This is a genomic window from Nocardioides sp. Root140 (assembly GCF_001426745.1).
GTDB lineage: Bacteria > Actinomycetota > Actinomycetes > Propionibacteriales > Nocardioidaceae > Nocardioides.
In genome coordinates this window covers 38,655-61,067 of record NZ_LMFI01000015.1, presented here as the reverse complement: position 1 = coordinate 61,067, position 22,413 = coordinate 38,655, and the positions used below count along the sequence as shown (strand labels likewise).

The window sequence follows — 22,413 nt, the reverse complement described above, 5'->3', positions numbered from 1 at the left end:
ACTCCACAGCGGCTCGCGGGAGCGAGCCACACCCCACGCAATCCATGCGCTTCGCACGGTCAGCGGTAGCGCGCCACCAGCTGGCGTGCCTCTTCGATGGTCACGATCACGCCTTCCGAACCGAACAGCGAGAACCAGTACGGGTAGCCCTTCAGCTGGAAGTAGGTGACCCGATAGGTGCGGTCGCTTCCGCATCGGCGGTACGTGCGCACCTGGCTGCGCAGGTCGCCATGCCAGGCGGTGAGCCGGACCTGCTTGCCGGAGCTGTCGAACACAGTCTCCACACGCGAGAGGGTCGCGTAGAGACCTCCCCTGTCGGGCTGCACGCTCAACCATTCGCCGGTGGTGACGCAGGCCCGCGCATCCCTTCGGGTCGGCAGGTCGTAGATCAGCCGGACCCGGTTCACCCGGAGGTTCGCGTTACTGGCATGCACCAGGATCCCGTAGGTCCGCCTGTCCATGCGCATGCCGAACGACCCGGTGTCGGAGTACGGCCCCTTGGCGAGGACGTCGTACATCGCCTGCGTCCGCAGGTTGATCGCTGCCCCGGGGATCTCGAACTTGTAGATCAGCGAGTCGCCCCGGTCGCGCGCACACTTCAGGGTCGCGGTGGGCGCCGCGTTGGTCACCGAGCAGTTCCCGCTGTGCCGCTCGTGCTGCACACCGTTGAGGTCGACGACGACACGCGTCGAGTCCTCGGTCAGCAGGTCAGTGCCCGCACTCGCGGACGCCGGCGTCGCCAAGAGGGCGACTCCCGTCGCCACGGCAGCAGCCAGGACCAGCAGTCGACGCATCATGCGTGTTGTTCTCCCCGTTCGAACCGAATCCACGTCCGCAGACCGTACGACGACGCGGGCCTCGCCGTCCGCCGAACGGCACAGTTCATCGCCCGAGATCAGCGCATGCGCCAGACCGGTTCCCGCTTCTCCTTGAACGCGGCGACGCCCTCGCCGATGTCCTCGGTGGTGAAGGCCAGTGCGAGCTGCGAGCGCAGTGACGAGAGTGCGTCGGGAAGGCTCTGGTCGCGGGTCGCGTTGATCGCGTCCTTCCCGAGCTTCATCAGCAGCGGCGACTTGGCCGCGATCCGGTGCGCCCACTCACGGACCGTGTCGTCAAACTCGGCGGCCGGTACGACGGCGTTCACGACGTCCATCCGTTCCGCCTCGGTGGCGTCGATCGGTTCGCCGGTCATCATCAGCTGGTTGGCGCGCATCCGTGGCACGTTGCGGTAGATCAACGCGGAGATCATGAACGGGAAGACACCGACATTGATCTCTGGGCAGCCGAAGCGGACGCCCTCCTTGGCGATGATCAGGTCGCAGGCCAGGGCCAGCCCGAAGGCTCCGGCGAGGACGTCACCACCGGCGGCGCAGATCACCGGCTTGCCCATGCCGCCGATCGTCTCGTAGAGCCGGGGGAAGCGGTCCAGTCCCGCATACTTCTCGATCGTGGGCCGGTCCGAGGCGAACGCCTTGAGGTCACCGCCGGCGGAGAAGATCCGTTCGTGGGACGACCCGATCACGACCACGCGGACAGCGTCATCGTCGCCGGCCCGCTCCAGCGCATCGAGCAGCTCGTCGAGCAGGGCATCACTGAGCGCGTTGCGGGTCTCGGGGCTGTCGAGCGTGACGAACGCGGCACCGCGCTCGTCGATCTCGTAGCTGACCTTGGACATCCGGTTTCTCCTTGCTGTGCAGTCAGAACTGGCCAGAACAGACAGTGGCAGTCAGATCTCGAGCACGACCTTGCCGAAGCCGCCGCCTGCTTCGAGGTGCCGGTGGGCATCGGCGGCCAGATCGAGGGCGAAGGTGCGGTCGATGACCGGCGGCGGGACAGCATGCTCGGCCATCAGGTCGAGGAGTCCGGCGAAGTCGCGCGGGCTGCCCATCGTGGTGCCGAGCAGGTCGAACTGGCCGAAGTAGTAGGGGCGAACGCCCAGCTCTGCCGTGTCTGCGCGGTTGGCACCGAGGACGACCAGCCGACCTCCCGGACGCAGCACCTCGAGGGCCTGCGCCCAGTTGCCGACCGGGTCGAGGACGACGTCGAAGCCACGCCCGCCGGCCAGCTCGCGCACGGCAGTGGGCCAGGCCGGGTCGTCGTACCGCACTCCGCCGTGGGCGCCGAGCTCCTGCGCGGCGACGATCTTGTCGTCGCTGGAGGAGGTGACGAAGACCCTCGCACCGATCGCGGACGCCAAGGAGACCGCCATCGTGGCGACACCGCCGCCGGCGCCGAGCACGAGCAGGCTCTCCCCCGCGCGCAGCCGCCCACGGGTGAACAGGGCGCGATGCGTCGTGACGCCCACCAGCGGAAGCGCCGCGGCCTGGGCCCAGGAGAGCCCCGCCGGCTTGGGCGCCACGGCCTCGGTCGGGACCAGCACCCGCTCGGCGTAGGTGCCGGGTCGGTGGTCGCCCAGGATCTCCCAGTCGGGACCGGGTGCGGACTCGTCAGATCCCCACCACAACGACGGGAGTACGACGACCTCGTCACCGGTGGACAGGTCGATGCCCGCCCCGTCGGCACCTGGCGTGTGCGGGAGCGGGGAGCCGTACTTCCCCTGCCGCACCAGCACGTCGTGCCAGTTCAGCGCCGCCGCACGGAGCTCGACGACGGTCCAGCCGGGTTCGGCGACGGGATCGGGCACCTCGGCCAGCTCCAGCACCGACGCGTCGCCGTACGAGCGCTGGCGGACCGCCTTCATCCGGCGACCGGGACGGCTGGCTGCAGCTGGCGGCGCACCTCACCGGAGAGCTCGATGGCCTCGTGAATGGTCTCCGCGACCGGGATGATCGTGATCGTGCGGGCGCCCGCCTCGACGTAGGTGTTGAGGAACTCGGCGACGGTCTCGGGGCTGCCGGCGGCGGTGATGTGCTGGAACTTCTCGGCGGGCAGGTTGTAGAGGGCCGACATCCGCTCGCCCAGGCTCTCGCGCGCCTTCGCGGCATCGGACCCGAGCCCGACCCAGACGTTGAAACCAGCGAAGGTGGGCCCTCCTGTGCGACCGCGCTCCTCGAACGCCTCGTGCAGCTGCTGGTGGGTGGCCGCGTAGCGCCGGGCCGAGCACCACATGCCGAGCCAGCCGTCGCCATGGTCGGCGGTACGACGCACCGCCACGTCGCCTGCGCCACCGATGACGATCGGCACACGCGGCTCGGGCGCGGGAAGGATCAGACCCTTCTCCAGGGTGAAGAACTCGCCCTCGTGGTCGACCGCCTCGCCGGTGGCCAGGCGGCGGAGCAACCCCAAGGTCTCGTCCATCCGTCGTCCGCGGCTGGAGGGATCCACACCCATGTTGGCCACCTCGGTGCGGTCCTCGCCGGCCACGCCGACTCCGAGCGTGAGGCGGCCGGGGGCGATCTGGCTCAGGGTGGCGAGCTGCCGGGCAGTGGCCATCGGGTGTCGCAGGCCGGCCAGGTAGACGCCCATCAGCACCTTGAGCGTGTCGTGGGTCGCCAACGCGGTGCTCGCCGCCACGAAGCCGTCGAACCCGACGCCGCCGTGGAAGCTGATGTGGTCGCCGACCGTGAGGTGGTCGAGGCCGACCTCGCCCATGTGGTCCAGAAGAGCACGCCGTTCGGCGGGATCGGGGTTCAACAACTCGTCGTTGACGGCAATGCCGAGCTCGATGTCAGTGGTCACCTGCATGATCATCGACCCTCGGACACTCCCGATCAAGGAATGGACTGACCAAAAGTGGGGAGATCTCCATCGTCCCTTGCCCGGCCGGTTGCGCAGGGGCGCCGGCAGCGCCGACAGTGGCCCGGTGACGACACGAGGAATCACCGTTCTGGCCGGAGGTCTCAAGGAGACCGTCGAGATCACCAAGGCGGCCGACGAGGCCGGCTTCGAGGGCGCGTGGTCAGGAGAGTTCCTGAACCGCTCCGCCGTGGTCTCGGTCGCCGCCATGGCCGCCGCGACCGAGAGGATCGGCGTCGGCACCGCCATCGCGTACGCCGTGGGCCGCTCGCCGCTGGTGCTGGCCAACGACGCCCGCTTCCTCGACGAGATGAGCAACGGCCGACTGACGCTCGGGCTCGGCACCGGCACCCGCGGCATGATGGTCGGCTGGCACGGCGTGACGGACCCCGACGGTCCGGCCAGCCGCATGGAGGAGCTGATCCCCCTGCTGCGGCGACTGTGGCACCTGCACGAGGAGTCGGTCCAGCACGAAGGCCGCTTCTACTCGTGCAACATCACGCCCACCGCCGACATCGAACCGCCGGTGCGACCCGAGATCCCGATCTACACCGCGGGCGTGAACGCCCGCATGATCGAGGTCGCCGGCCGCGTCTCCGACGGGCTCATCTGCCACCCGACACTGACCGACCAGTACCTCGCCGACATCGCCCGCCCGGCCATCGAGAAGGGGGCGGAGAAGATGGGCCGGGACGCCGCTTCCGTGCAGCTCAAGGGCGTCATCATCACCTCCATCCACGACGACCCCGCCCAGGCACGGCGTGAGGCCGCGGCCCAGATCGCCTTCTACGTCGCGCCCAAGGCGTACGGCCCGGTGATGGAGGCCTCCGGGTTCGGCGACGAGGCGGCGGCCATCCAGACCGCGTTCCGGGCCAAGGACCATGACGCCATGGTCGCCGCGGTCAGCGACGAGATGCTCGACCAGATGGCCGCCGCCGGCACTCTCGACGAGGTGCGCGAGCGCGTGGCGCACCTTGAGAAGCGCTACGACCACGCGGCCCTCTACTCGCCGAGCTTCACCCTGTCCGCGGATCGGGTGCGTGAGAACACCTTCGCCATCATCGACGCCTTCCGGCGGTGAGCGACGGGCGGCTCGACGGGACCGTCTCGCTGGTCACCGGCGCCACCAGCGGTATCGGCCGGGCCGTGGCGCGCGCGTTGGTCACGCAAGGCAGCCACGTCGTGGCCGTGGGACGCCGACGCGACCGGCTCGAGGAGCTTGCCGAGGAGCTCGGTGACAGCTGCCATCCCGTTGTCGCCGATCTGACCGTCCAGCCCGAAGCGGCCGACGCCGTGGCGACCACGATCGAGCATTTCGGCCGGCTCGACACGGTGGTCAACAGTGCCGGGGTGATGCTCAACGGACCGACCCTGGAGGCCCGGCTCGACGAGTGGGACACCATGGTCGACCTCAACGTCAAGGGCCTGATGTACGTCGCCAGGGCGGCGCTGCCCCACCTCGTCGACGCCGCGGGTTCGAGCCCACGCAGAGTCGCCGACCTGGTCAACATCTCCTCGATCGCGGGACGGTTCGCGAACCGGAACGTGGCCGTCTACAACGCCACCAAGTTCGGCGTGACCGCGATGTCCGAGGCCTGGCGCCAGGAGTTCTCGCCGTACGGCGTGCGCGTGTCGGTGATCGAGCCGGGCGCCGTCGAGACCGAGCTGTTCGATCACCAGCAGCAGCCGGTGATCGAGCACTACGAGCGACTCTTCGCCGGTGTCGAGAAGCTGCACCCGGAGGACGTGGCCGACGTCGTGCTCCACGTCGTCACGGCCCCGCGCCGGGTGGCGCTGGCCGAGGTCGTCATCCGCCCGACCGACCAGGTCTGAGCCGGCAGGTCACGACTCCTCGACGGCCAGTGCATGGGTGGGACAGCGACGAATCGCCTGTTCCACGGCCGCGCGCTGACCCTCCAAGGGCGTGTCGTCGAGCACCTCGAGGTCACCCTCGTCGTCGATGGTGAACACCTCCGGCGCGGCGAACTCGCACTGTCCGTGACCCTCACAGAGGTCCCAGTCGACCAAGACCTTCATGTCAGCCCTCCTTCTCGATCACGACTCGAAGCCGCTTGTAGGCGTTGAACTGGTTCGTGTGCAGCCGGTCCGGCGCGGCGACGGGGCGGATCCGGATCCCGCGCTCGAGCGCCTTCCTGAAGAAGGTGGCCACCTCGGCACGTGCCAGGTGCGACCCCATGCAGGCGTGGATCCCCCAGCCGAAGCCGACGTGGTCGTTGGGGTGCCGGTCGATCTTGACCACGTCGGGGTCCTCGAACACCGCAGGGTCACGGTTCGCGGCCTGGAACCAGCAGACCACCTTGTCGCCGGCCTTGATCGTCCTGCCGTTCATCTCGACGTCCGCCGTCGCCGTACGCCGCATGGCCCGGATCGGGGTCACGTAGCGGAGCATCTCCTCGATCGCCGAGCCCAGGAGCTCGGGCTCACGAACCAGCCTCTCCCACTCGTCGGGGAACTCCTCGAAGGCCAGGACGGTTCCGGTGATCAGGTTTCGCGTGGTCTCGTTGCCCGCACCCACGAGGACGAAGTAGTAGGCCGCCAGGTCCTCCCACGGAAGGGGTTCGCCGTCGAGCCTCGCGTGCACCAACTTCGAGACGAGGTCGTGTTGCGGCTCCTCACGACGCTTCTCGGTGAGCACCTTGAAGTAGTCGAACATCTCGTTCCGGGCGCGCTCCTTCTCGTCCGGACCACGCATGTACTCCGGGTCGTCGGAGATCACCCGGTTCGTCCAGTCCAGGAGCAGGCCGCAGTCCTCGCGTGGGACGCCGAGGACCTGACCGAGGACCTGGATCGGGAGCAACGCGGCAGCGGCCTTAACGAGCTCGACCTCGCCCTTCGCCTCCAGGTCGTCCAGCAGGTCGTCGACGCACTGGTCGATCACCTCCTGCCACTCCTTGACCCTCATCGCCCGGAGGTGCGGCGCGGCCAGCTTGCGCAGGGGGCCGTGCCGGGGCGGGTCGGTGTTGTGGACCGTGCTGGTCGAGCCCTCGACCTTGCGGCTGAGGATCTGGGTCCCGTCTCCGTTGATGAACGTGGCCGGGTCACTGACAACCTTCACCACGTCGTCGTACCGGGTGACGGACCAGAAGCCCGGGCCGTCCGACTCGTCGTTCCAGTGCAGGGGCCGGTGTTCTCGCAGGGCGGCCAGGAGCTCGTTCTCCCGTCCCTCGATGAAGGGGGCGAGGTCCATCAGGTCGACCTCGGGACCCTCGACGTACGCCGTCATGTCGTTCACTCCTCGGTGACGTGGGGGAATCCCTTGCCGAAGAGCAGCACGGGCGTGAGGATCTCGGCGGCACGGGGACTGGTGAGCACCGGCCAGGCGGCCTGGGCGTTCGGATGCAGGGTGTCGAAGCCCTCGGCCAGGAACTTGTCCCAGATCCCGGCCCGGGTCGCGTGCGGCAGGAGGAACTCGCGGGTGTAGACCATGACACCGTCGCGGATCTTCTCCTCGTGCGACTTCTTGGCGAGCACCTTGTACATGTCCATCGTGCCCTTGCGGCACTGCGCGGAGATGCGGGCCATCTCCTCCTGCTCGAGCACCCGGAGCTCGCCCATCGGGGTGTCGATCCTGTCCCGGGCGAACACGACACCGGCCTCGAGGTAGTCCAAGTAGTTGGACGGTTCGGAGAACGTGGTCTGGATCTCGGTGACCACCATGCTCACCTTGTCCGCGGGGAAGATCAGCACTTCGGTGACGCAGTAGGGCAGGCCCTCCGCGACACCTGCCCAGGGGTAGGCGGTCTCGTTGAGGAAGTGGTCACGCACGATGGCCACACGACCGTCAGGCAGCGGGTATGGACCGGTATCGGCCATGCCGGCCCGGCAGTCGTAGTGCAGCATGAAGCCGAAGAGCTCGGTGCGCGCATTGAAGGCGCGGAAGCTCGCGAGGTCCTCCGGGTCGTCGAACGGCTTGGCCTGGCTGACCAGGCTCTGCAGGACGTCGTCGTCCAGGGTCGGCACCTTGAAGCCGCGGGCCGAGACGAACCCGGGTCCGTCCCCCCAGGTGCCGTTCTGCAGGCGGCGGCCGTACTGGATGATCGACTCCAGGTCCTCACGGCGGGAGGCTGCGGTGTCCTGGTCCAGCTCGATGCCGATGCCGCGGCCCAGGATCGGGCACACGGACGCGGCCCAGTTGCGAGTGACGTTGATCTTGGTGCCGACCTCGCGGGTCGACGTCTTCGCCAGCTCCAGGAGGCCCTCGACTCCGAGCTCGTCGGTGAGCATCTGCTGGAACTTCGGGTAGGTGTTCCACTGCTGGACGAAGGAGACGGTCTCGTACTCCTGGCGCGGGATCAGGCCGGACTCGCCCTCGCTGGCCCGCCCGAGGATGAAGTCCCACAGGTTCCACGCCGCGTAGTCCAGCCAGCTGTTGACCTCGTCGGTCTCCAGACGCTCACGGCGCACGTTCTCGTGGGTGGTGTCGATGAACGGGACCGCCAGGCGGTCGCGCATCATCGCGTTGCCGGGCTCTCCCTGGGGCACCTCGCCGAGGAAGGCAGCGAGGTAGGTGGCCGGGTCGAAGGTCTCGGTCATGATGTCGTCCCCACTCAGCTCTCGACCAGGTGCACAAGACCCTGGTCACCAGAGATGTCGAGTCGGACCGTGGTGCCGTCGGCCGGGATGGTCTCGCCACGGCCGGTCTGGACGCCTTCGGTGAACTCGGTGGACATGACACACGGGATGCCGAACTCACGGGAGAGGATTCCGAGGTGGCTCTCCGGCGCCCCCTGCAGGGTGATCAGGCCGGCGACCCCCGCCATCAGGGCCGGTGACATGAACGTCGTGGTGCCACCGCGTGAGATGACGACCGTGGTCTCCACGTCGGGGCCGTCGATGAAGTCCAGCACTTCCTCCGGGGAGTCGAGGAACCTGATCGTTCCCGTGGCACTGTTGGCCGAGGTGAAGGCCTTGACCCCCGTACCGATCTGCCGTTCCTGAACCGCGTCGGTGGTGCTCATGGTGACTCCTCCAGAACCTGTGATGAAAACGATCAGTAAATGGACTGACCGAAGTTGCGCCATCGTGTGTTCGCGGTCACACTGACGTCAAGGGTTTCCTCGACCAAGGTCTGCAATTCACTCTTTCGAGGGAAGCCGGGGCCCGGATCGGGCGATCGGAGCAGAGGTGAGTGGACGTGTCGACGGCAAGTGACTACGAACCCGCCATGCAGGCCGCGGTGCGTGCGATCCTCCGTGCTGCCCAGAACCTCGATGCCGCGGAGAAGGACGCCGTACGACGGGTCACTGACCCCAACAGCGCGCTCGAGGCTCTCGACGCGATGGAGGCCCACCTGGGTGCCACGGCCGCGCGCGACGCCAACGGCTCACGCAGGGCCATGATCGACATCGGCGCAGCCCGGTCCGACCTGCTCGCCTACCAGCTCGCCCGACAGCGAGCCATGCTGGGCCATCTCACGGAGAGCCTGACCCGGCTGCGCGCCACCACGTCCGTGGCCGACCTGGCCGACTGCATCCCGATCCACTCGGTGGAACTGGGCTACGAGCGCGCCCTCTTCTCCTGGATCCGCGACGAACGCTGGATCCCCCACGCGATGCACACCCTGAACGGGCCCTCCGAGGCACACGCCGTCGTCGACGCGGGCACCCGGGCACCGCGACACACCCGCGAGCTGCTCGAGGTCGACGTCGTGCGCGGCCGGCGCACGATCCTGGTGCTCGACGCGATGACGAACCCTCGCGTCCATCGAGAACTCCATGACGTGACCCAGTCGCAGACCTATGTGGCCGCTCCCATCATCGCCAGGAACCACGTGGTGGGGCTCCTCCACCTCGACCGGAACGCCGACACCGGCACCACCGACGAGTTCGACCGCGACCTGCTGACACTCTTCAGCCAGAGCGTCGGCGCACAGCTCGACCAACTGCTCCTGCAGGAGTCCGTGGGACCGGCCACCGCCGTGGGCACCGTCGACTCGTCCTGGACCGACGTGCTCACCGAGCGTGAGGCCGAGGTCCTCCAGCTGGTCGCCAGGGGCCTCACCAATGCCCAGATCGCCGAGCGTCTCTTCATCGGCGAGGAGACCACGAAGACCCACATGCGAAAGCTCCTGCGCAAGCTCGGTGCGGCCAACCGTTCCGAGGCCGGCGCGATGTACCACCGTCTTGCTGCGAGGCGGTTACCTGCCCCATCCCTCTAACGGGTGATATCTCCGGGAGCGGGTGATGAACCCTTCCGCACCGGTCGACTTCGTTGTTAGGTTCGCCACATCCACGTTCGGTCTGACCATTTGGAGTGGCAATGCCCAAGATCTTCGCCTTCGACCACGACCACGGCCGTGCGCCAGCCGAACTGGCAGGTCTGCTCGGCGGCAAGGGCGCCGGCCTGGCGGAGATGAGCTCCGCCCTGGGCCTCGCTGTTCCGCCCGGCTTCACCATCAGCGTCCCGGTGTGCCGGGACTACGCCTCCGGGGGCTGGCCGAGCGACCTGGACGCCGAGATCGACGACCACCTTCGCCACCTGGGTGAGCGGATGCGGCGCAACTTCGGCGACCAGGGGGACCCCCTCCTGCTGGCCGTGCGCAGTGGGGCCCCGGTTTCGATGCCGGGAATGATGGACACCGTCCTCAACCTCGGCCTCAACAGCGAGACCGTGGTCGGCCTGGCCGCGAAGGCACGGGACGAGCGGTTCGCCTGGGACACCTACAACCGCTTCCTCACCATGTACGCCACCACGGTGATGGGCGTCGCTCCGGACGAGCTGGAGCCCCCGCTGAGGACGGACCGCGTCGAGGAGTTGAAGGCCCAGAACGAGCGCCTCAAGGAGCGCATCCTGGAGCTGGCCGGTCGCCCCGTCCCCGAGGACCCGACCGTGCAGCTCAAGGAGGCCGTGGAGGCCGTGTTCCGCTCCTGGGACTCCGATCGGGCCCGCGCCTTCAGGGCCAAGGAAGGCATTGACGGCGACCTGGGCACGGCGGTCAACGTCCAGGCCATGGTCTTCGGCAACCGGGGCGAGGACTCCGGGACCGGGGTGGTCTTCAGCCGGAACCCCTCCACCGGCGAGAACTGCCCCTACGGTGACTTCCTCCTCCGCGCACAGGGCGAGGACGTGGTCGCCGGCATCCGCAAGACCATGCCGATCGCCGAGATGGCAGTCCACCAACCAGCAGCCGCGGAGGAGTTGTTCGAGGTGCTGCGTCGCCTCGAGGCGCACTACGCCGATGTCTGCGACGTGGAGTTCACCGTCGAGGACGGCCGCCTCTGGCTGCTGCAGACCCGCATCGGCAAGCGCTGTCCCACGGCGGCGGTCCGAATCGCCGTGGAGATGGTCTCCGACCCTCACATCTTGCTGTCCAGGTCGGACGCGCTCCTCCGGGTGTCGCCCGCCGTCCGGGCCGCCGCCCGCGAGGAGCTGGCGGCTGCCTCGGGCAACGCCGTCGATGACGAGCACCTGCTCGGACACGGCCTCGGCGCCTCTCCCGGATTCGTCTCGGGCAAGGTGGTCCTCAACCCGCTCGACGCGCTCGACGCGGAGGAGGACGTGATCCTCGTACGCCGCGACACGAGCCCCGAGGACGTGGCCGGAATGGCCGCGTCCGTCGGGATCCTGACCACCACCGGCGGGCTGGTCAGCCATGCCGCCGTGGTGGCTCGCGGATGGTCCATCCCTGCTGTCGTCGGGGTGGCCGACCTGGTGCTCGGACAGGACGAGTTCACGTCGGCCTCGGGCCTGCGGGTCCGCGCCGGCGACGTCATCACCATCGACGGCACCAGTGGCAAGGTCTGGAAGGGCCACCACTCGGCTCCGGACCCGAATGAGGAGGCCCCGGCCCGCCACTTCCCGGAGCTCGCCCAGCTCGAGGAGTGGGCCGCGCACGAGGAGTCGGCCACGGTGACGCCATGAGGCCGAACGCGGATCACGTCGTCGTGGTCGGCGCATCGCTTGCCGGGCTTCGCGCCGTCCAGACTGCGCGCCAACTCGGCTTCGCCGGACGCCTGACCCTGGTCGGCGCCGAGGAGCACCTCCCCTATGACCGGCCGCCGCTGTCCAAGGAGATGCTCCACGTCGAGAAGGAGCCCAGCACGCCGGCCCTACCCGGCGCCGCCGACCTGCACGAACTGAATGTCGAGTGCCTGCTGGGCACACCGGCCACAGCACTCGATGTGCAGGCCCGCCGGCTCACGGTCGGCGAACAGCAGCTCTCGTACGACGCCGTGCTGATCGCCACCGGCGCCCGACCCCGACGGCTGCCCGGTACGGACAGCATGGCCGGCGTCCACTGCCTGCGCACGCTCGAAGACTCGCTCGCCGTGCGCTCTGCCCTGGACCGAGGTGCCAGGACGGTGGTGGTCGGCGCGGGCTTCATCGGGGCCGAAGTGGCCTCTGCTGCCCGCCGCCGGCACCTGCCGGTGACGGTCGTGGAGGCGATGACGATTCCCCTGACCCGAGCGGTCGGGGAGACCGCAGGCGCCAGCCTGTCCGCACTGCATGCGCGCCACGGCACCGACCTGCGCTGCGACGTCTCGGTGGAAGCAGTTGTCGGAACCGACCGGGTCGAGGCCGTCCGGCTCAGCGACGGCTCCATCGTCCCGGCGGACCTGGTCGTGGTGGGCATCGGCGCGGAGCCGGTGACGGACTGGCTCGAGTCCTCGTCACTGACCATCGACAACGGGGTCGTCACCGACGCGAATCTCTTGGCGGGCCACAACGTGTGGGTTGCGGGCGACGTCGCCCGGTGGCACAGCTCGCTCTTCGACCGCCACCTGCGGCTGGAGCACTGGACCAACGCCGGGGAACAGGGTGCCCACGCAATGCAGAACCTGTTGCAGCCGAGCGAGCCCACGCCGTACGAGCACGTGCCCTACTTCTGGTCCGAGTGGTACGGCCAGTGGATCCAGATGGCTGGCCTCCCGGAGGGGGAGCCTGAGGTGGTCACCGGCACCTGGGACGCCGAGGCCTTCGTCGCGCTCTATCGCCAGGGAGAGCGCCTGGTCGGTGCCCTGGCCATGAACCGGCGCGGCGACATCATGAAATACCGCACACTCATCGCCCGCGGGGCCACCTGGCAGGACGCCCTCGAGCTCGCGAGCAAGCGCAACGAACGCTCGCCCGTGCCTGCTGTGACCGTCTGACCAGCCGAGGAGAATCCGATGCGCCACGACGACATCTACGTTGCCGGCCGATGGGTCCAGGCCCATTCCCAGCAACGCCATGACGTCATCAACCCCGCCACCGAGGAGTTCATCGCCTCCGTGCCCGACGCAGACGTCCAGGATGTCGACGCCGCGGTCGATGCTGCCCGCGCAGCCCTTCCGGCCTGGCGCAGTCTCAACGCGGAGGAGCGTGCCGCGGCCCTTGAGCGCTTGGCCGACGAGATCTCCCGTCGCAGCGAGGACCTGACCCGCCTGATCACCACCGAGAACGGCACCCCGGTGTCCGAGAGCTCCGGGGCACCGAAGCACGCCGCTGCCCATCTGCGCGTGACTGCGGAGTTGGCTTCCCTGCTCAGCGGGCTGGACGACCGCCCCAACCCGATGGCTCCCGGGCATTCGGTGGTCAAGCGCGTGCCGGTGGGCGTGGCCGCACTCATCACGCCCTGGAACTTTCCCCTGGGCCTGGTCATCATCAAGCTGGCCCCCGCGCTGCTCGCGGGCTGCACCGTGGTGATCAAGCCCGCGCCCGAGACTCCGCTGGCCACCCGACTCCTGATGGAGTGCGTGGGCGCCGCGGGCATTCCCGACGGGGTCGTCAACCTCGTCACCGGCGGTGTCGAGACCGGGCAGGCCCTGGTCGAGCATGCTGGCGTCGACAAGGTCTCCTTCACCGGATCGACCGCCGCCGGGCGCTCCATCGGCGCCTCCTGTGGGCATCAGCTCAAGGCGGTCACCCTGGAACTCGGCGGCAAGTCCCCCGCAATCGTGCTCGACGACGCCGACCCGTCCGTGATCGAGCAGCACCTGCTCAAGGTCGCCATGCGCAACACCGGCCAGACCTGCAAGGCCTGCACCCGCCTGCTGGTGCCCAGCTCCCGGTACGACGAGTACGTCGACCTGGCCGCCGACGTGATCTCCGGCGCGAAGCTGGGCGACCCCTTCGACCCCGACACCTTCTTCGGCCCGCTGGTCTCCGCCCGACAACGCACACGCGTCCTCGACTACTACGAGATCGCTGCCGCCGAAGGCGCCAAGGCCGTCATCGGCGGACGAGCCGCCACGGGCTTCGCGAAGGGGTACTACGTGGAGCCGACCGTCTTCCGTGACGTCGACAACGGCATGCGCATCGCCCAGGAGGAGATCTTCGGGCCGGCCCTTGCCGTGATCCCCTACCGCGACGTCGACGACGCGGTCGCGATCGCCAACGACTCGCCGTACGGCCTCGCCGCAACGGTCTTCAGCAGTGACCTCGACCGGGCCACCGGCGTGGCCGATCGTCTGTCCACCGGCAACGTCGGCATCAACCACTACGGGTCGAATGCGGCCGCCCCCTTCGGTGGGCACAAGGACAGCGGTCTCGGCACCGAGTTCGGCGCCGAGGGCCTCGAGGCCTATCTGACCTATACGTCCATCCATTACCAAGCCTGACGCGCAGAGGGAGCAGCCATGAGAGCCGCAGTGATGTGGGAAGCCGGGAAGCCGTTCGAGATCGCCGAGGTGGAGATCGCCGCCCCTGGCCCGGGCCAGGTGAGCGTCGAGCTCCACGCGTGCGGCGTGTGCGCATCCGATCTGTCCCTCACGACGGGCTTCGGCCAACCGGTGCCCGTGGTCCTGGGTCATGAGGGTGCCGGGATCGTGACCGAGATCGGCGCAGGTGTGAAGCACATCGAGCCCGGCCAGCACGTGGTCGTGGCATGGGTCCCGCCGTGCGGGCACTGCACTCCGTGTCGGCGCGGTGATGACTACCTGTGCGCCAACCGTCGTTCCTCGGCGGACGCCCGCGCCGGACGCGGCACCCCTGTCACCTCGCCACTCTCCGTGGACGGGATGCCCATCCATCAGGGCATGGCCACCGCCACCTTCTCCGAACGGACCGTGGTGCCCGCGAACGCCGTGGTGCCGATCGATGCCGACGTGCCGTTCCCGGTGGCCGCGATGATGGGCTGTGCGGTGCCGACCGGTGCCGGGGCGGCGCTGCGCAGCGCGAAGGTCCAGCCCGGGGACGCCGTGGCCGTGATCGGTTGCGGTGCGGTCGGCCTGAATGCCGTGATGGGAGCCGTGGTCGCCGGCGCAGCGGAGCTGATCGCCGTGGACCCGATGCAGAGCCGGCGGGACAAGGCCATCGAGCTGGGTGCCACCCGGACCATCGCCCCGGAGCAGCTGGAGGAGCTCTCCGACCTCGACGTGGTCATCGACGCCGTCGGCAACCCCACCACCGTGCAGGCCGCCTGGCGTGCCACCCGTCGCGGTGGCACCATCACCGTGGTCGGTGCCGGCCGTCCCGACCAGACGGTCGAGATCAACGCCTACGAGCTCTTCCACGACGACAAGCGCATCACCGGCAGCTTCCACGGCGGCATCTCGATGCACCGCGACCTGCCGACTCTGGTCGGACTGTGGCGCAGTGGGCGGTTGCCGGTCGAGAAACTCATCGACGACGTGGTCGACCTGAGCGAGATCAACGACGTGGTCAAGCGCCAACAGTCCGGAGACGTCGTGCGCACCATCCTGACCGCCACCGGAACCGAGTCCGCAGCGGGCAACGATGCCTGAGACCCACGAGTCTGCTGCGACCCACCTGCCTCTGCCGGGCACCACGAACCTGCGCGACCTGGGCGGCCTGCCGACCGATGACGGAAAGGTCGTCGCCCACGGCCGGCTCTACCGCGCCGAGGTCCTGGCCCGCGCCTCGGACGACGTCCTGAACGCCCTGCACGGCGCCTACGATCCGATCCATGCCGAACTGTTCCGTGGGTTGGGCGTGCGTACGGTTCTCGATCTCCGCTCCGACCGCGAGTTCGAGTCGACTCCCTCTGCCTGGCCCGAGGCCACCGGCGGCCAGGCCCGGCGTTTCGTCTTCGCCGAGGGAGGCGAGGGCAAGGACACCGGCATCGTCCTCAGGATCCTGGCCGGCGAGCTCACGAAGTTCGATGCCGAGGACCTCGCCGAGTTCTACAAGGGCACGATCGACCGGACCGGGACCACGTTCGCGCAGGCGATCTCGACCCTCGCCGACGATGGCCAGTTGCCCGCACTGATCCACTGCACCGCCGGCAAGGACCGGACCGGGCTGATGATCGGGCTCGTGTTGGAGCTGCTCGGTGTCCCCCGCGAGGTGACGGTCACCGACTACGCCTACACGCAGGTGCTCCGGCCGAACCGGGTGGACGCCTACGCCTCCATGATCCGCGAGGCAGGCGTCGACCCGGACGCCGTGCGGGTGGTGTTCGAGACGCCGGCCGAGAGCATGCGCAGGGCTCTCGCCCATCTGGACGAGGAGTACGGCGGCCCAGTGGCGTACCTCGTCGCGGCCGGGATGAACCCTGATGTGGTGCCGGCACTGCGTGCCGCGCTTCTGGTGGAGCCGACTCAGCCGGCGGCGTAGGTGAGGTAGACGGACTCGCCGACCATCGCGGGGCGCTCCTGGCCGTTGATCTCGATCGTGAGGGCCACGCGGTACTGCACACCGCCGTCCGGCCGACGAGTGCCTTCGGGGATCGAGGCGCTCAGCCGAATCTCGGCGTCAACGGGCACGGGTGCGGTGAACCGCACCTTCTCGAGGCCGTAGTTGGTGCCGCGCCCGTGATCGGTGATGGTCATCAGCTGCTTGAGCATCGACGGCACGAGGGAGAGCGTCAGGTACCCGTGCGCGATGGTGCCGCCGAACGGCCCGTCTGCCGCCCGCTCCGGGTCGACGTGGATCCACTGGTGGTCGTCGGTCGCGTCGGCGAAGGTGTCGATGCGGGTCTGCTCGAGCCTGCGCCAGGGCGAGGAGCCCAGGTCCAGGTCCTTCGCCTCGGCCAGCTCGGCCACCGTGATCTCAAGCGTCATCAGGTCCTGCTCCTCGTTCGACTCGTCCAGCGTTGTGGCGAGACCATCACTGCCGACACCGCTGGTCAACCGGGACAGGACCTTCCGCCTGTCGCGATCGACAGCGCGGCGCGTGGGACGAGAGGACCGGGAAGGCTCCGACGTCTTACGTTGGCCCCATGAGCAAACCCGCACTGCCGTCGTACGCACAGGTCCTCGAGCTCGAGCCCCTGCTGTCCGGCGAGGTCTCCCCCGATTTCATCGACGTCAACGGGCACATGAACATCCGCCACTACCTCGACTACTGCGCCACGAGCGCCGATGTCATCTGCCGGCGGGTGGGCATCGACGACGACTACCGGGCGCAGCGCCGGATGGGCGTGTTCACCGCGGAGCACCACATCCGCTACTTCAGCGAGATGCACGAGGGCGGCAAGTTCTCCGTGCACACCCTGCTCCTCGGGCGCTCGCGCAAGGCCGGCCACGTGCTGGCGTTCCTGGTCGATCGCGACCGCGAGGTGCTGGCCTGCACCGTCGAGATCGTGCTCGTGCACGTGGGGATGGACACCCGTCGGCCGGTCGACTTCCCCGAGGACGTGTCCGCGGCGATCGACGGCTGGGTCGCAGAGGCTGCGCAGGTCACCTGGCCGATTCCCCTGTCCGGCTCGATGGGCCTGCGGTCCTGAAGGACCGGCGTCAGCCAGCCGCGAGCTGGGCCCGCAGCTCGTGCTTGCGCACCTTGCCGCCGACCGTCTCGGGCATCGCGGCCATGACGACGACCCGCTTGGGCGTCTCGTAGCCGGCCAGTCGCTGACGTGCCCAGGCGATGAGGTCCCGCTCGTTGACCGCGGCCCCCTCGGCGGGGATCACCACGGCCGTGACCAGCTCACCCCACGTGTCATCCGGTACGCCGACCACGGCAACGCGACCCACGGCGGGGTGACCGGCGAGCACGCCCTCGACCCGGATGCTGGAGACGTTCTCCCCACCCGACTTCACGACGTCCTTGAGCCGGTCGACCATCACCTGCGCACGGTCACCCTCGGCGACGTAGGCGCAGCTGTCACCGGAGTGGAACCAGCCGTCCCGGAACGCTTCTCGGGTGGCCTCGAGGTTGCGGTAGTAGCCGGCAGTGATCATCGGGCTCCGATAGACGGCTTCGCCTGCTGCGCCGACCGTGCCGGCGAGCGACGTACCGGACGGGTCGTGCACGTCGGCGGCGAGCAAGGGCGTCGGGAGGCCGACATGGTTGACGCCCTGGAACGACTCCGCCGCCCTCCCGGGCTGGGCGTCGGGCCAGAACCGGAAGCACGACTGGGACTCGGTCTGGCCGAAGACCTCGAGCATCGCGACGTCACCACCCGCCGCGGTCTTCAAGCGGGGAAAGAGATCCGGGGTCATCGCGCCCCACGAGAACATCACGACGGTGAGTGAGGAGAGGTCGACTCCGGCAGGGTCGGCCTCGGCGGCCTCGACCAGCTTGCCGACCCACAGCGGTGAGCCGGCCCAGACGGCGGTGACCTTCTCGCGGGTGACCGCCGCCGCCAGCCCCTCGGCATCCGGTCGGCGGCCGATCACGACGGTGCCGCCGCTGAGCATCGCAGGCATCACGGTCGAGTTGTGCCCGCAGTGGTAGACGATCGGCAGGAACGTCGCGAGCACGAGGTCGGTCTCGTGGGCGAGCCCGCGCGTCAGCGACATCGCGTAGGAGTACGCACTCAGATAGGAGTAGGAGTGCGCCGTCATCGACGCCTTGGGCATCGAGGTCGTGCCCGAGGTGAACAGCAGGGCCCAGATGTCGTCGCCGTGGATGGTCACGTCGACCTCTTCGGTCGGCCGGTCGCCGATCCAGTCGGCGAACTCAGTGCTTCCGGCCGGAGTCTCCCCTCCGATGGGGATGCTGACCGCCGGGCGCAGGCCCCGCGCCGCGAACACCGCGTCACCTCGAGCCGCCAGTCCGGCATCGGCGACGACGAGTGAGACCTCGACGTGGTCGAGGACATGGGCGAGTACGTCGTCCGCGAGCAGCGAGTTGACCGGCACCGCGACCATCCCGGCCTTGGCGATGCCGAAGAACAGGACGATCGCCTCGACGGAGTTGTCGCAGTAGAGCAGGACCCGGTCACCGGGCTCGAGGCCTTCGCCGAGCAGTGCATGTGCCACCTGGTTGGCGGCCTCGTCTGCTTCGCGGTAGGTCATCCGGGCGAACCGCGGGTCGCCGTACGCCCCGTCCCAGCCGACCAGAGCGGTCTTGTCAGGCGTGCTCCAGGTGACCCGCTCGAGGATGTCGCCCACTGACATCCTGTTCCAGCGCCTGTCGGCGCGGCGCGCACGCAGGGTCTCGACGTCGAAGTCTTCGGCTGTGGGGTCGAACCTTGGAGGAGTCACCCTGCGAGTCTGCGCAGGTCGGGCGCCCGGCTCCACCGTGACCAGCATGCAGCGGTGTGGACCTCGACAGTCGCCCCGACTTCAGGATCCGTTGATCTCCGAGAACAGGGCCCGCACCGACGGTGTCCACTTGGCGCGGCGCTCCTCGATCTCCCGTGCCACACGGCGGCCGATCCAGTCGGGCAGCAGCGCCTCGGGCAGCTGCGGGTCTGTGCGGGGCAGCTCCTGCCACTCGCTGATCATGCGGAGGAAGGCGAACATGGTGTCCTCGCCCGGCTTCGGGTCCAGCGTGCCGATCGCCTTGAGCACCATCCGGTAGTGCTCTTCGAGGGCAGCGAGGTCCCACCCCCGAGAGACGATCTCCAACTCCCCGATGCCCACCTCGTCGGTCCTGCCCACGAGCGAGATGGTGTGTTCGTGCAGGTCGAGTTCGGCGATCAGCTCGCGCACCTCGTCGACGCGCTCCACGTGCGGGCTGAGCCAGAGTCCGGGGACGGGGTTCCCGAAGCCTGCCCAGGTGAGTCCGGCGTACAGCGGCCGGCGGGTACGACGGTGCGTCGAGGGGATGGTGACCAGGACCGAGAGCCAGGTGCCCGGCCAGTCCTCGAACGGGTCGCTGAGTGAGAAGACGCGCTTCGAGCCGACCTCGAAGATGTGCTCGAGCCGCGGCCCGAGCGACCAGCTGACCTCGCGGCCGCGTCGCTCCGGGACCATCCAGCCCGACTGTGCGCCTCGTGCGATGGCCTGGCGAGCGGTCTGCTCCTCGATGCCGAGGCCACGCAGGAGCCGCACCAGTGTGGAGGTCCACACCGGTTCGCCGGTGGGCCAGACCAGCTCACCGAGGATCGTGACGAGCAGGGAGCGCGCACTTCCGGGCGCCAGGCTCTCGCCCTCGGCCCGGAGCAATGGCGATCGCCCGACGAGCGGTGCCGTCGATGACGGTGTCGGCATGTGCATTCCTCCTGCGTCCGGACGGCAGCCTAGCCATCTGCCCTTGCCCGATGCGGACCCGAGGTTTAGATTCTACGTGAATCGTGATCGAGTTACATTGAATGTCAATCTTTGGAGGAGCCGATGGACCACGCACCGAGCGACGACCAGCTGGCGATCCGGGAGTCCGTGCGCAGGTTCGCCCGCGACGAGCTGGCCAGCGGATACCTGACCCGCGCGCAGGCCGACGACTTCCCGTGGAAGCAGCACAGACAGGTCGGCGAGCTCGGAGTCCTCTCCTTGCTGGCCGGGCCCGACCACAACCCGCTCGACACCGAGGACTACGTCGCCGTCGGCCTCGCGGTGGAAGAGCTCGCGTACGCCGACTTCAACGTCGCGAACGCCGTCATCCCGGTGCTGCTCATGACGTCGCTCATCGCGCAGCACGGCGACGACGCGATGCGGAAGCGCTGGCTGCCTCCGCTGACCTCCGGCGACACCTACGTCGCATTCGCGCTCACCGAGCCGCACGCGGGGTCGGACGCCACGGCGATCCGGACCACGGCCACGGCCCATGACGGCGGCTACCTGCTCAATGGCGAGAAGACCTCGATCACCATGCTCGCCCAGGCCGAGGCGATGATCGTGGTCGCCCGCACCCTGCGCGACGGGGAGGACGTCGGGGTCTCGACGTTCCTCGTCGACCTGGAGGCCGCCGGGATCACCAAGAGCACCATGTCGGACACCGGCTGGCGACCGATGGGCCGCGGCACGATCTTCTTCGACGACGTCCACGTCCCCGCCGAGGCCCTCGTCGGAGCGGAGGGAAGCGCCTTCCGCAGCGTCCTCGGCGGCTTCGACTTCACCCGCCCCCTGCTGGCGCTCACCGGCATCGGCGCAGCCCAGGCCGCGGTGGACCTGACCGCCCGCTACGTCCGCGACCGCCACGCCTTCGGCCAGCCGCTGTCGCGCTACGAAGGCGTCTCGTTCCCACTCGCCGAGCACAGCACAACCTTGGAGGCCGCACGACTGCTCTGCTACTCGACCCTGTCGCGGCGTACGGCCGGCGAGAAGCACACCGCCGAGGCCGCCATGTCCAAGTGGTTCGGACCCAAGCTGGCCAGCGCCGCGGTCAAGGAATGCCTGCTGCTGCACGGCCACTACGGCTACGCCACAGAGATGGGGCTGGAACAACGACTCCGCGACGTGATGGCCGTGGAGATCGCCGACGGCACTGCCCAGATCCAGAAGATCATCATCGCCCGCGAGCGGTTCGGCCGCGACTTCGTCCCCTACACAAAGGAAACCTCATGACCTCGTCACCGACCGCGCAGCCCACCGCGCCGCCCGCTGCACCACCCGCGCCACCGGCCACCACCGCCCCACTGGCCAACCGGTGGACTCGGCTCGTCGGCGTCGACCATCCGATCGTGCAGGAAGGCCTCGGACCGTTCCGTACGCCGCGCCTTGCCGCGGCGGTCTCCAACGCCGGAGGTCTCGGCACGGTCTCCATGCCAGGCATGCCCGAGGACCTGGCCGCCGGCGCCCGCACCTTCCGCGAGCACATCGAGGAGTGCGCCTCGCTGACCGAACAGGCGTTCGCGGTCAACATCCCGATCGGAGTGGACGCCAACGGCGACGTCCTGCCGTTCACCGACATCTACGTCCGCACCGCCCTGGAGGCCCGCGCCGCGGACAGCTCCATCGCCGCGCGGCTCCGAGTGGTGACCACCTCCGCCGGATTCCCCGGCCCCTACATCGGGATGCTGAAGGACGCCGGCGTGGTGCACCAGCACAAGGTCGGATCGACCCGACAGGCCGTGAAGGCCGCCGAGGCCGGCGTCGACGTGGTCATCGCCGCCGGGTTCGAGATGGGCGGGCACGCACCCAGCGCCGCCGTGCACACGTTCGTCCTGGTCCCCAGCATCACCGAGGCGGTGGACGTACCGGTGCTGCTCACGGGCGGTGCACGCGACGGGCGAGGCCTGGCCGCCGCCCTCGCGATGGGCGCCGACGGCGTCGCCATGGGCACCCGGTTCATCACGACCCACGACAACAGCGACTGGCACCCGGCGTACCTGCAGGCCCTCCTCGACGCGAAGGAGGGCGACGACGTCGCGTTCAACGGGGTCTACGGACCGTGCCGGGGGCTCAGGAACACGGCGTCGCGCGAACTTCTCGAGGGCGCGAAGCTCGGTGAGGTCGATGCCGTGAGCCTGGTGCGCCACAAGATCGAGTCGATGCAGCGGGCCCAGACCGAGGGAGACGTCGAGAACAGCCTGGTCCTCACCGGACAGGTCGCCTCCGCGATCCACGACCTCGTGGACGTGGCCGAGTTCGTGCCCCGGACCGCACGAGAGGCGGCCGACATCCTGCGAGCCCTCACTCGGGACATGGTCGTCGCCTGACCAAAGGCACGCAGAGCCCGACCGTCCAGTGGCGGTCGGGCTCTCCGTTT

Annotated in this window: 22 protein-coding genes; 11 read left to right on the top strand and 11 right to left on the bottom strand. The window is 69.0% G+C overall.

From position 1 onward, the window contains the following. Positions 1-59 precede the first annotated feature (59 nt). From ASD30_RS23430 to ASD30_RS23415, 4 genes are all read right to left on the bottom strand, one after another. On the bottom strand, positions 60-797 hold the full coding sequence (locus tag ASD30_RS23430; protein WP_056687909.1) for a hypothetical protein: 738 nt from the start codon (positions 795-797) through the stop codon (positions 60-62). 98 nt (positions 798-895) lie between these two features. Next, positions 896-1,675 (bottom strand): enoyl-CoA hydratase/isomerase family protein, encoded by a 780-nt coding sequence (locus ASD30_RS23425; protein ID WP_056687906.1) that lies wholly within the window; start codon positions 1,673-1,675, stop codon positions 896-898. Between the two features lie 51 nt (positions 1,676-1,726). Continuing rightward, on the bottom strand, positions 1,727-2,701 hold the full coding sequence (locus tag ASD30_RS23420) for a quinone oxidoreductase family protein (RefSeq protein ID WP_056687903.1): 975 nt from the start codon (positions 2,699-2,701) through the stop codon (positions 1,727-1,729). Beyond that, positions 2,698-3,639: an LLM class flavin-dependent oxidoreductase gene (locus ASD30_RS23415; protein WP_200949862.1), complete on the bottom strand. Its 942-nt coding sequence runs from the start codon at positions 3,637-3,639 to the stop codon at positions 2,698-2,700. Before ASD30_RS23415 ends, ASD30_RS23420 begins: the two co-directional genes overlap by 4 nt. 124 nt (positions 3,640-3,763) lie before the next feature. Here ASD30_RS23415 and ASD30_RS23410 point away from each other — a divergent pair, with 124 nt between their 5' ends. Further along, positions 3,764-4,777, top strand: coding sequence for an LLM class flavin-dependent oxidoreductase (locus ASD30_RS23410; protein ID WP_056688242.1), 1,014 nt, complete (start codon positions 3,764-3,766; stop codon positions 4,775-4,777). Then, on the top strand, positions 4,774-5,529 hold the full coding sequence (locus ASD30_RS23405) for an SDR family oxidoreductase (protein WP_056687900.1): 756 nt from the start codon (positions 4,774-4,776) through the stop codon (positions 5,527-5,529). Before ASD30_RS23410 ends, ASD30_RS23405 begins: the two co-directional genes overlap by 4 nt. A 9-nt stretch (positions 5,530-5,538) precedes the next feature. Here ASD30_RS23405 and ASD30_RS23400 read toward each other — a convergent pair whose 3' ends face one another. Genes ASD30_RS23400 through ASD30_RS23385 form a run of 4 tightly spaced genes read right to left on the bottom strand, consistent with a single transcriptional unit; the run spans position 5,539 to position 8,675 of the window. Beyond that, on the bottom strand, positions 5,539-5,733 hold the full coding sequence (locus tag ASD30_RS23400; RefSeq protein ID WP_056687897.1) for a ferredoxin: 195 nt from the start codon (positions 5,731-5,733) through the stop codon (positions 5,539-5,541). A gap of 1 nt (position 5,734) precedes the next feature. Next, positions 5,735-6,940: a cytochrome P450 gene (locus ASD30_RS23395; protein ID WP_056687894.1), complete on the bottom strand. Its 1,206-nt coding sequence runs from the start codon at positions 6,938-6,940 to the stop codon at positions 5,735-5,737. Positions 6,941-6,945: 5 nt separating this feature from the next. After that, on the bottom strand, positions 6,946-8,250 hold the full coding sequence (locus tag ASD30_RS23390; RefSeq protein ID WP_056687890.1) for a hypothetical protein: 1,305 nt from the start codon (positions 8,248-8,250) through the stop codon (positions 6,946-6,948). A 14-nt stretch (positions 8,251-8,264) separates the two neighbouring features. Then, positions 8,265-8,675: a PEP-utilizing enzyme gene (locus ASD30_RS23385; RefSeq protein WP_056687887.1), complete on the bottom strand. Its 411-nt coding sequence runs from the start codon at positions 8,673-8,675 to the stop codon at positions 8,265-8,267. A 176-nt stretch (positions 8,676-8,851) separates the two neighbouring features. Between ASD30_RS23385 and ASD30_RS27700 the strand changes: the two genes are divergently transcribed. The 6 genes from ASD30_RS27700 (at position 8,852) to ASD30_RS23355 (ending at position 16,212) form a co-directional block, all read left to right on the top strand. Continuing rightward, positions 8,852-9,874: a helix-turn-helix transcriptional regulator gene (locus tag ASD30_RS27700; protein ID WP_235532666.1), complete on the top strand. Its 1,023-nt coding sequence runs from the start codon at positions 8,852-8,854 to the stop codon at positions 9,872-9,874. Positions 9,875-9,975: 101 nt separating this feature from the next. Then, complete coding sequence (locus ASD30_RS23375) at positions 9,976-11,577, top strand: pyruvate, phosphate dikinase (protein ID WP_056687884.1); 1,602 nt, start codon at positions 9,976-9,978, stop codon at positions 11,575-11,577. Further along, positions 11,574-12,806, top strand: a complete 1,233-nt coding sequence (locus ASD30_RS23370) for an NAD(P)/FAD-dependent oxidoreductase (protein ID WP_056688238.1) — start codon at positions 11,574-11,576, stop codon at positions 12,804-12,806. The genes ASD30_RS23375 and ASD30_RS23370 overlap by 4 nt, the downstream gene beginning before the upstream one ends. 18 nt (positions 12,807-12,824) lie before the next feature. Beyond that, on the top strand, positions 12,825-14,255 hold the full coding sequence (locus tag ASD30_RS23365; protein WP_056687881.1) for an aldehyde dehydrogenase family protein: 1,431 nt from the start codon (positions 12,825-12,827) through the stop codon (positions 14,253-14,255). 18 nt (positions 14,256-14,273) lie between these two features. Further along, on the top strand, positions 14,274-15,380 hold the full coding sequence (locus tag ASD30_RS23360) for a Zn-dependent alcohol dehydrogenase (RefSeq protein ID WP_056687878.1): 1,107 nt from the start codon (positions 14,274-14,276) through the stop codon (positions 15,378-15,380). Next, positions 15,373-16,212 (top strand): tyrosine-protein phosphatase, encoded by an 840-nt coding sequence (locus ASD30_RS23355; protein ID WP_056687875.1) that lies wholly within the window; start codon positions 15,373-15,375, stop codon positions 16,210-16,212. Before ASD30_RS23360 ends, ASD30_RS23355 begins: the two co-directional genes overlap by 8 nt. Here the strand turns inward: ASD30_RS23355 and ASD30_RS23350 are convergent. Next, on the bottom strand, positions 16,197-16,658 hold the full coding sequence (locus tag ASD30_RS23350) for a MaoC family dehydratase (RefSeq protein ID WP_056688235.1): 462 nt from the start codon (positions 16,656-16,658) through the stop codon (positions 16,197-16,199). The two genes, ASD30_RS23355 and ASD30_RS23350, sit on opposite strands and share 16 nt — an antisense overlap. A gap of 158 nt (positions 16,659-16,816) precedes the next feature. Here ASD30_RS23350 and ASD30_RS23345 point away from each other — a divergent pair, with 158 nt between their 5' ends. Beyond that, positions 16,817-17,323 (top strand): thioesterase family protein, encoded by a 507-nt coding sequence (locus tag ASD30_RS23345; protein ID WP_056687870.1) that lies wholly within the window; start codon positions 16,817-16,819, stop codon positions 17,321-17,323. Positions 17,324-17,333: 10 nt separating this feature from the next. Here the strand turns inward: ASD30_RS23345 and ASD30_RS23340 are convergent, their stop codons facing one another. Then, positions 17,334-19,025: an AMP-binding protein gene (locus ASD30_RS23340; RefSeq protein ID WP_056688233.1), complete on the bottom strand. Its 1,692-nt coding sequence runs from the start codon at positions 19,023-19,025 to the stop codon at positions 17,334-17,336. Positions 19,026-19,106: 81 nt separating this feature from the next. Continuing rightward, the gene (locus tag ASD30_RS23335; RefSeq protein WP_162251047.1) at positions 19,107-19,976 is read right to left on the bottom strand and encodes a PaaX family transcriptional regulator; all 870 of its coding nucleotides are present in this window, start codon (positions 19,974-19,976) and stop codon (positions 19,107-19,109) included. Between the two features lie 123 nt (positions 19,977-20,099). Between ASD30_RS23335 and ASD30_RS23330 the strand changes: the two genes are divergently transcribed. Then, positions 20,100-21,269 (top strand): acyl-CoA dehydrogenase family protein, encoded by a 1,170-nt coding sequence (locus ASD30_RS23330; protein WP_056687864.1) that lies wholly within the window; start codon positions 20,100-20,102, stop codon positions 21,267-21,269. After that, positions 21,266-22,363, top strand: a complete 1,098-nt coding sequence (locus tag ASD30_RS23325) for an NAD(P)H-dependent flavin oxidoreductase (protein WP_082564133.1) — start codon at positions 21,266-21,268, stop codon at positions 22,361-22,363. The genes ASD30_RS23330 and ASD30_RS23325 overlap by 4 nt, the downstream gene beginning before the upstream one ends. The last annotated feature ends 50 nt before the right edge of the window (positions 22,364-22,413 follow it).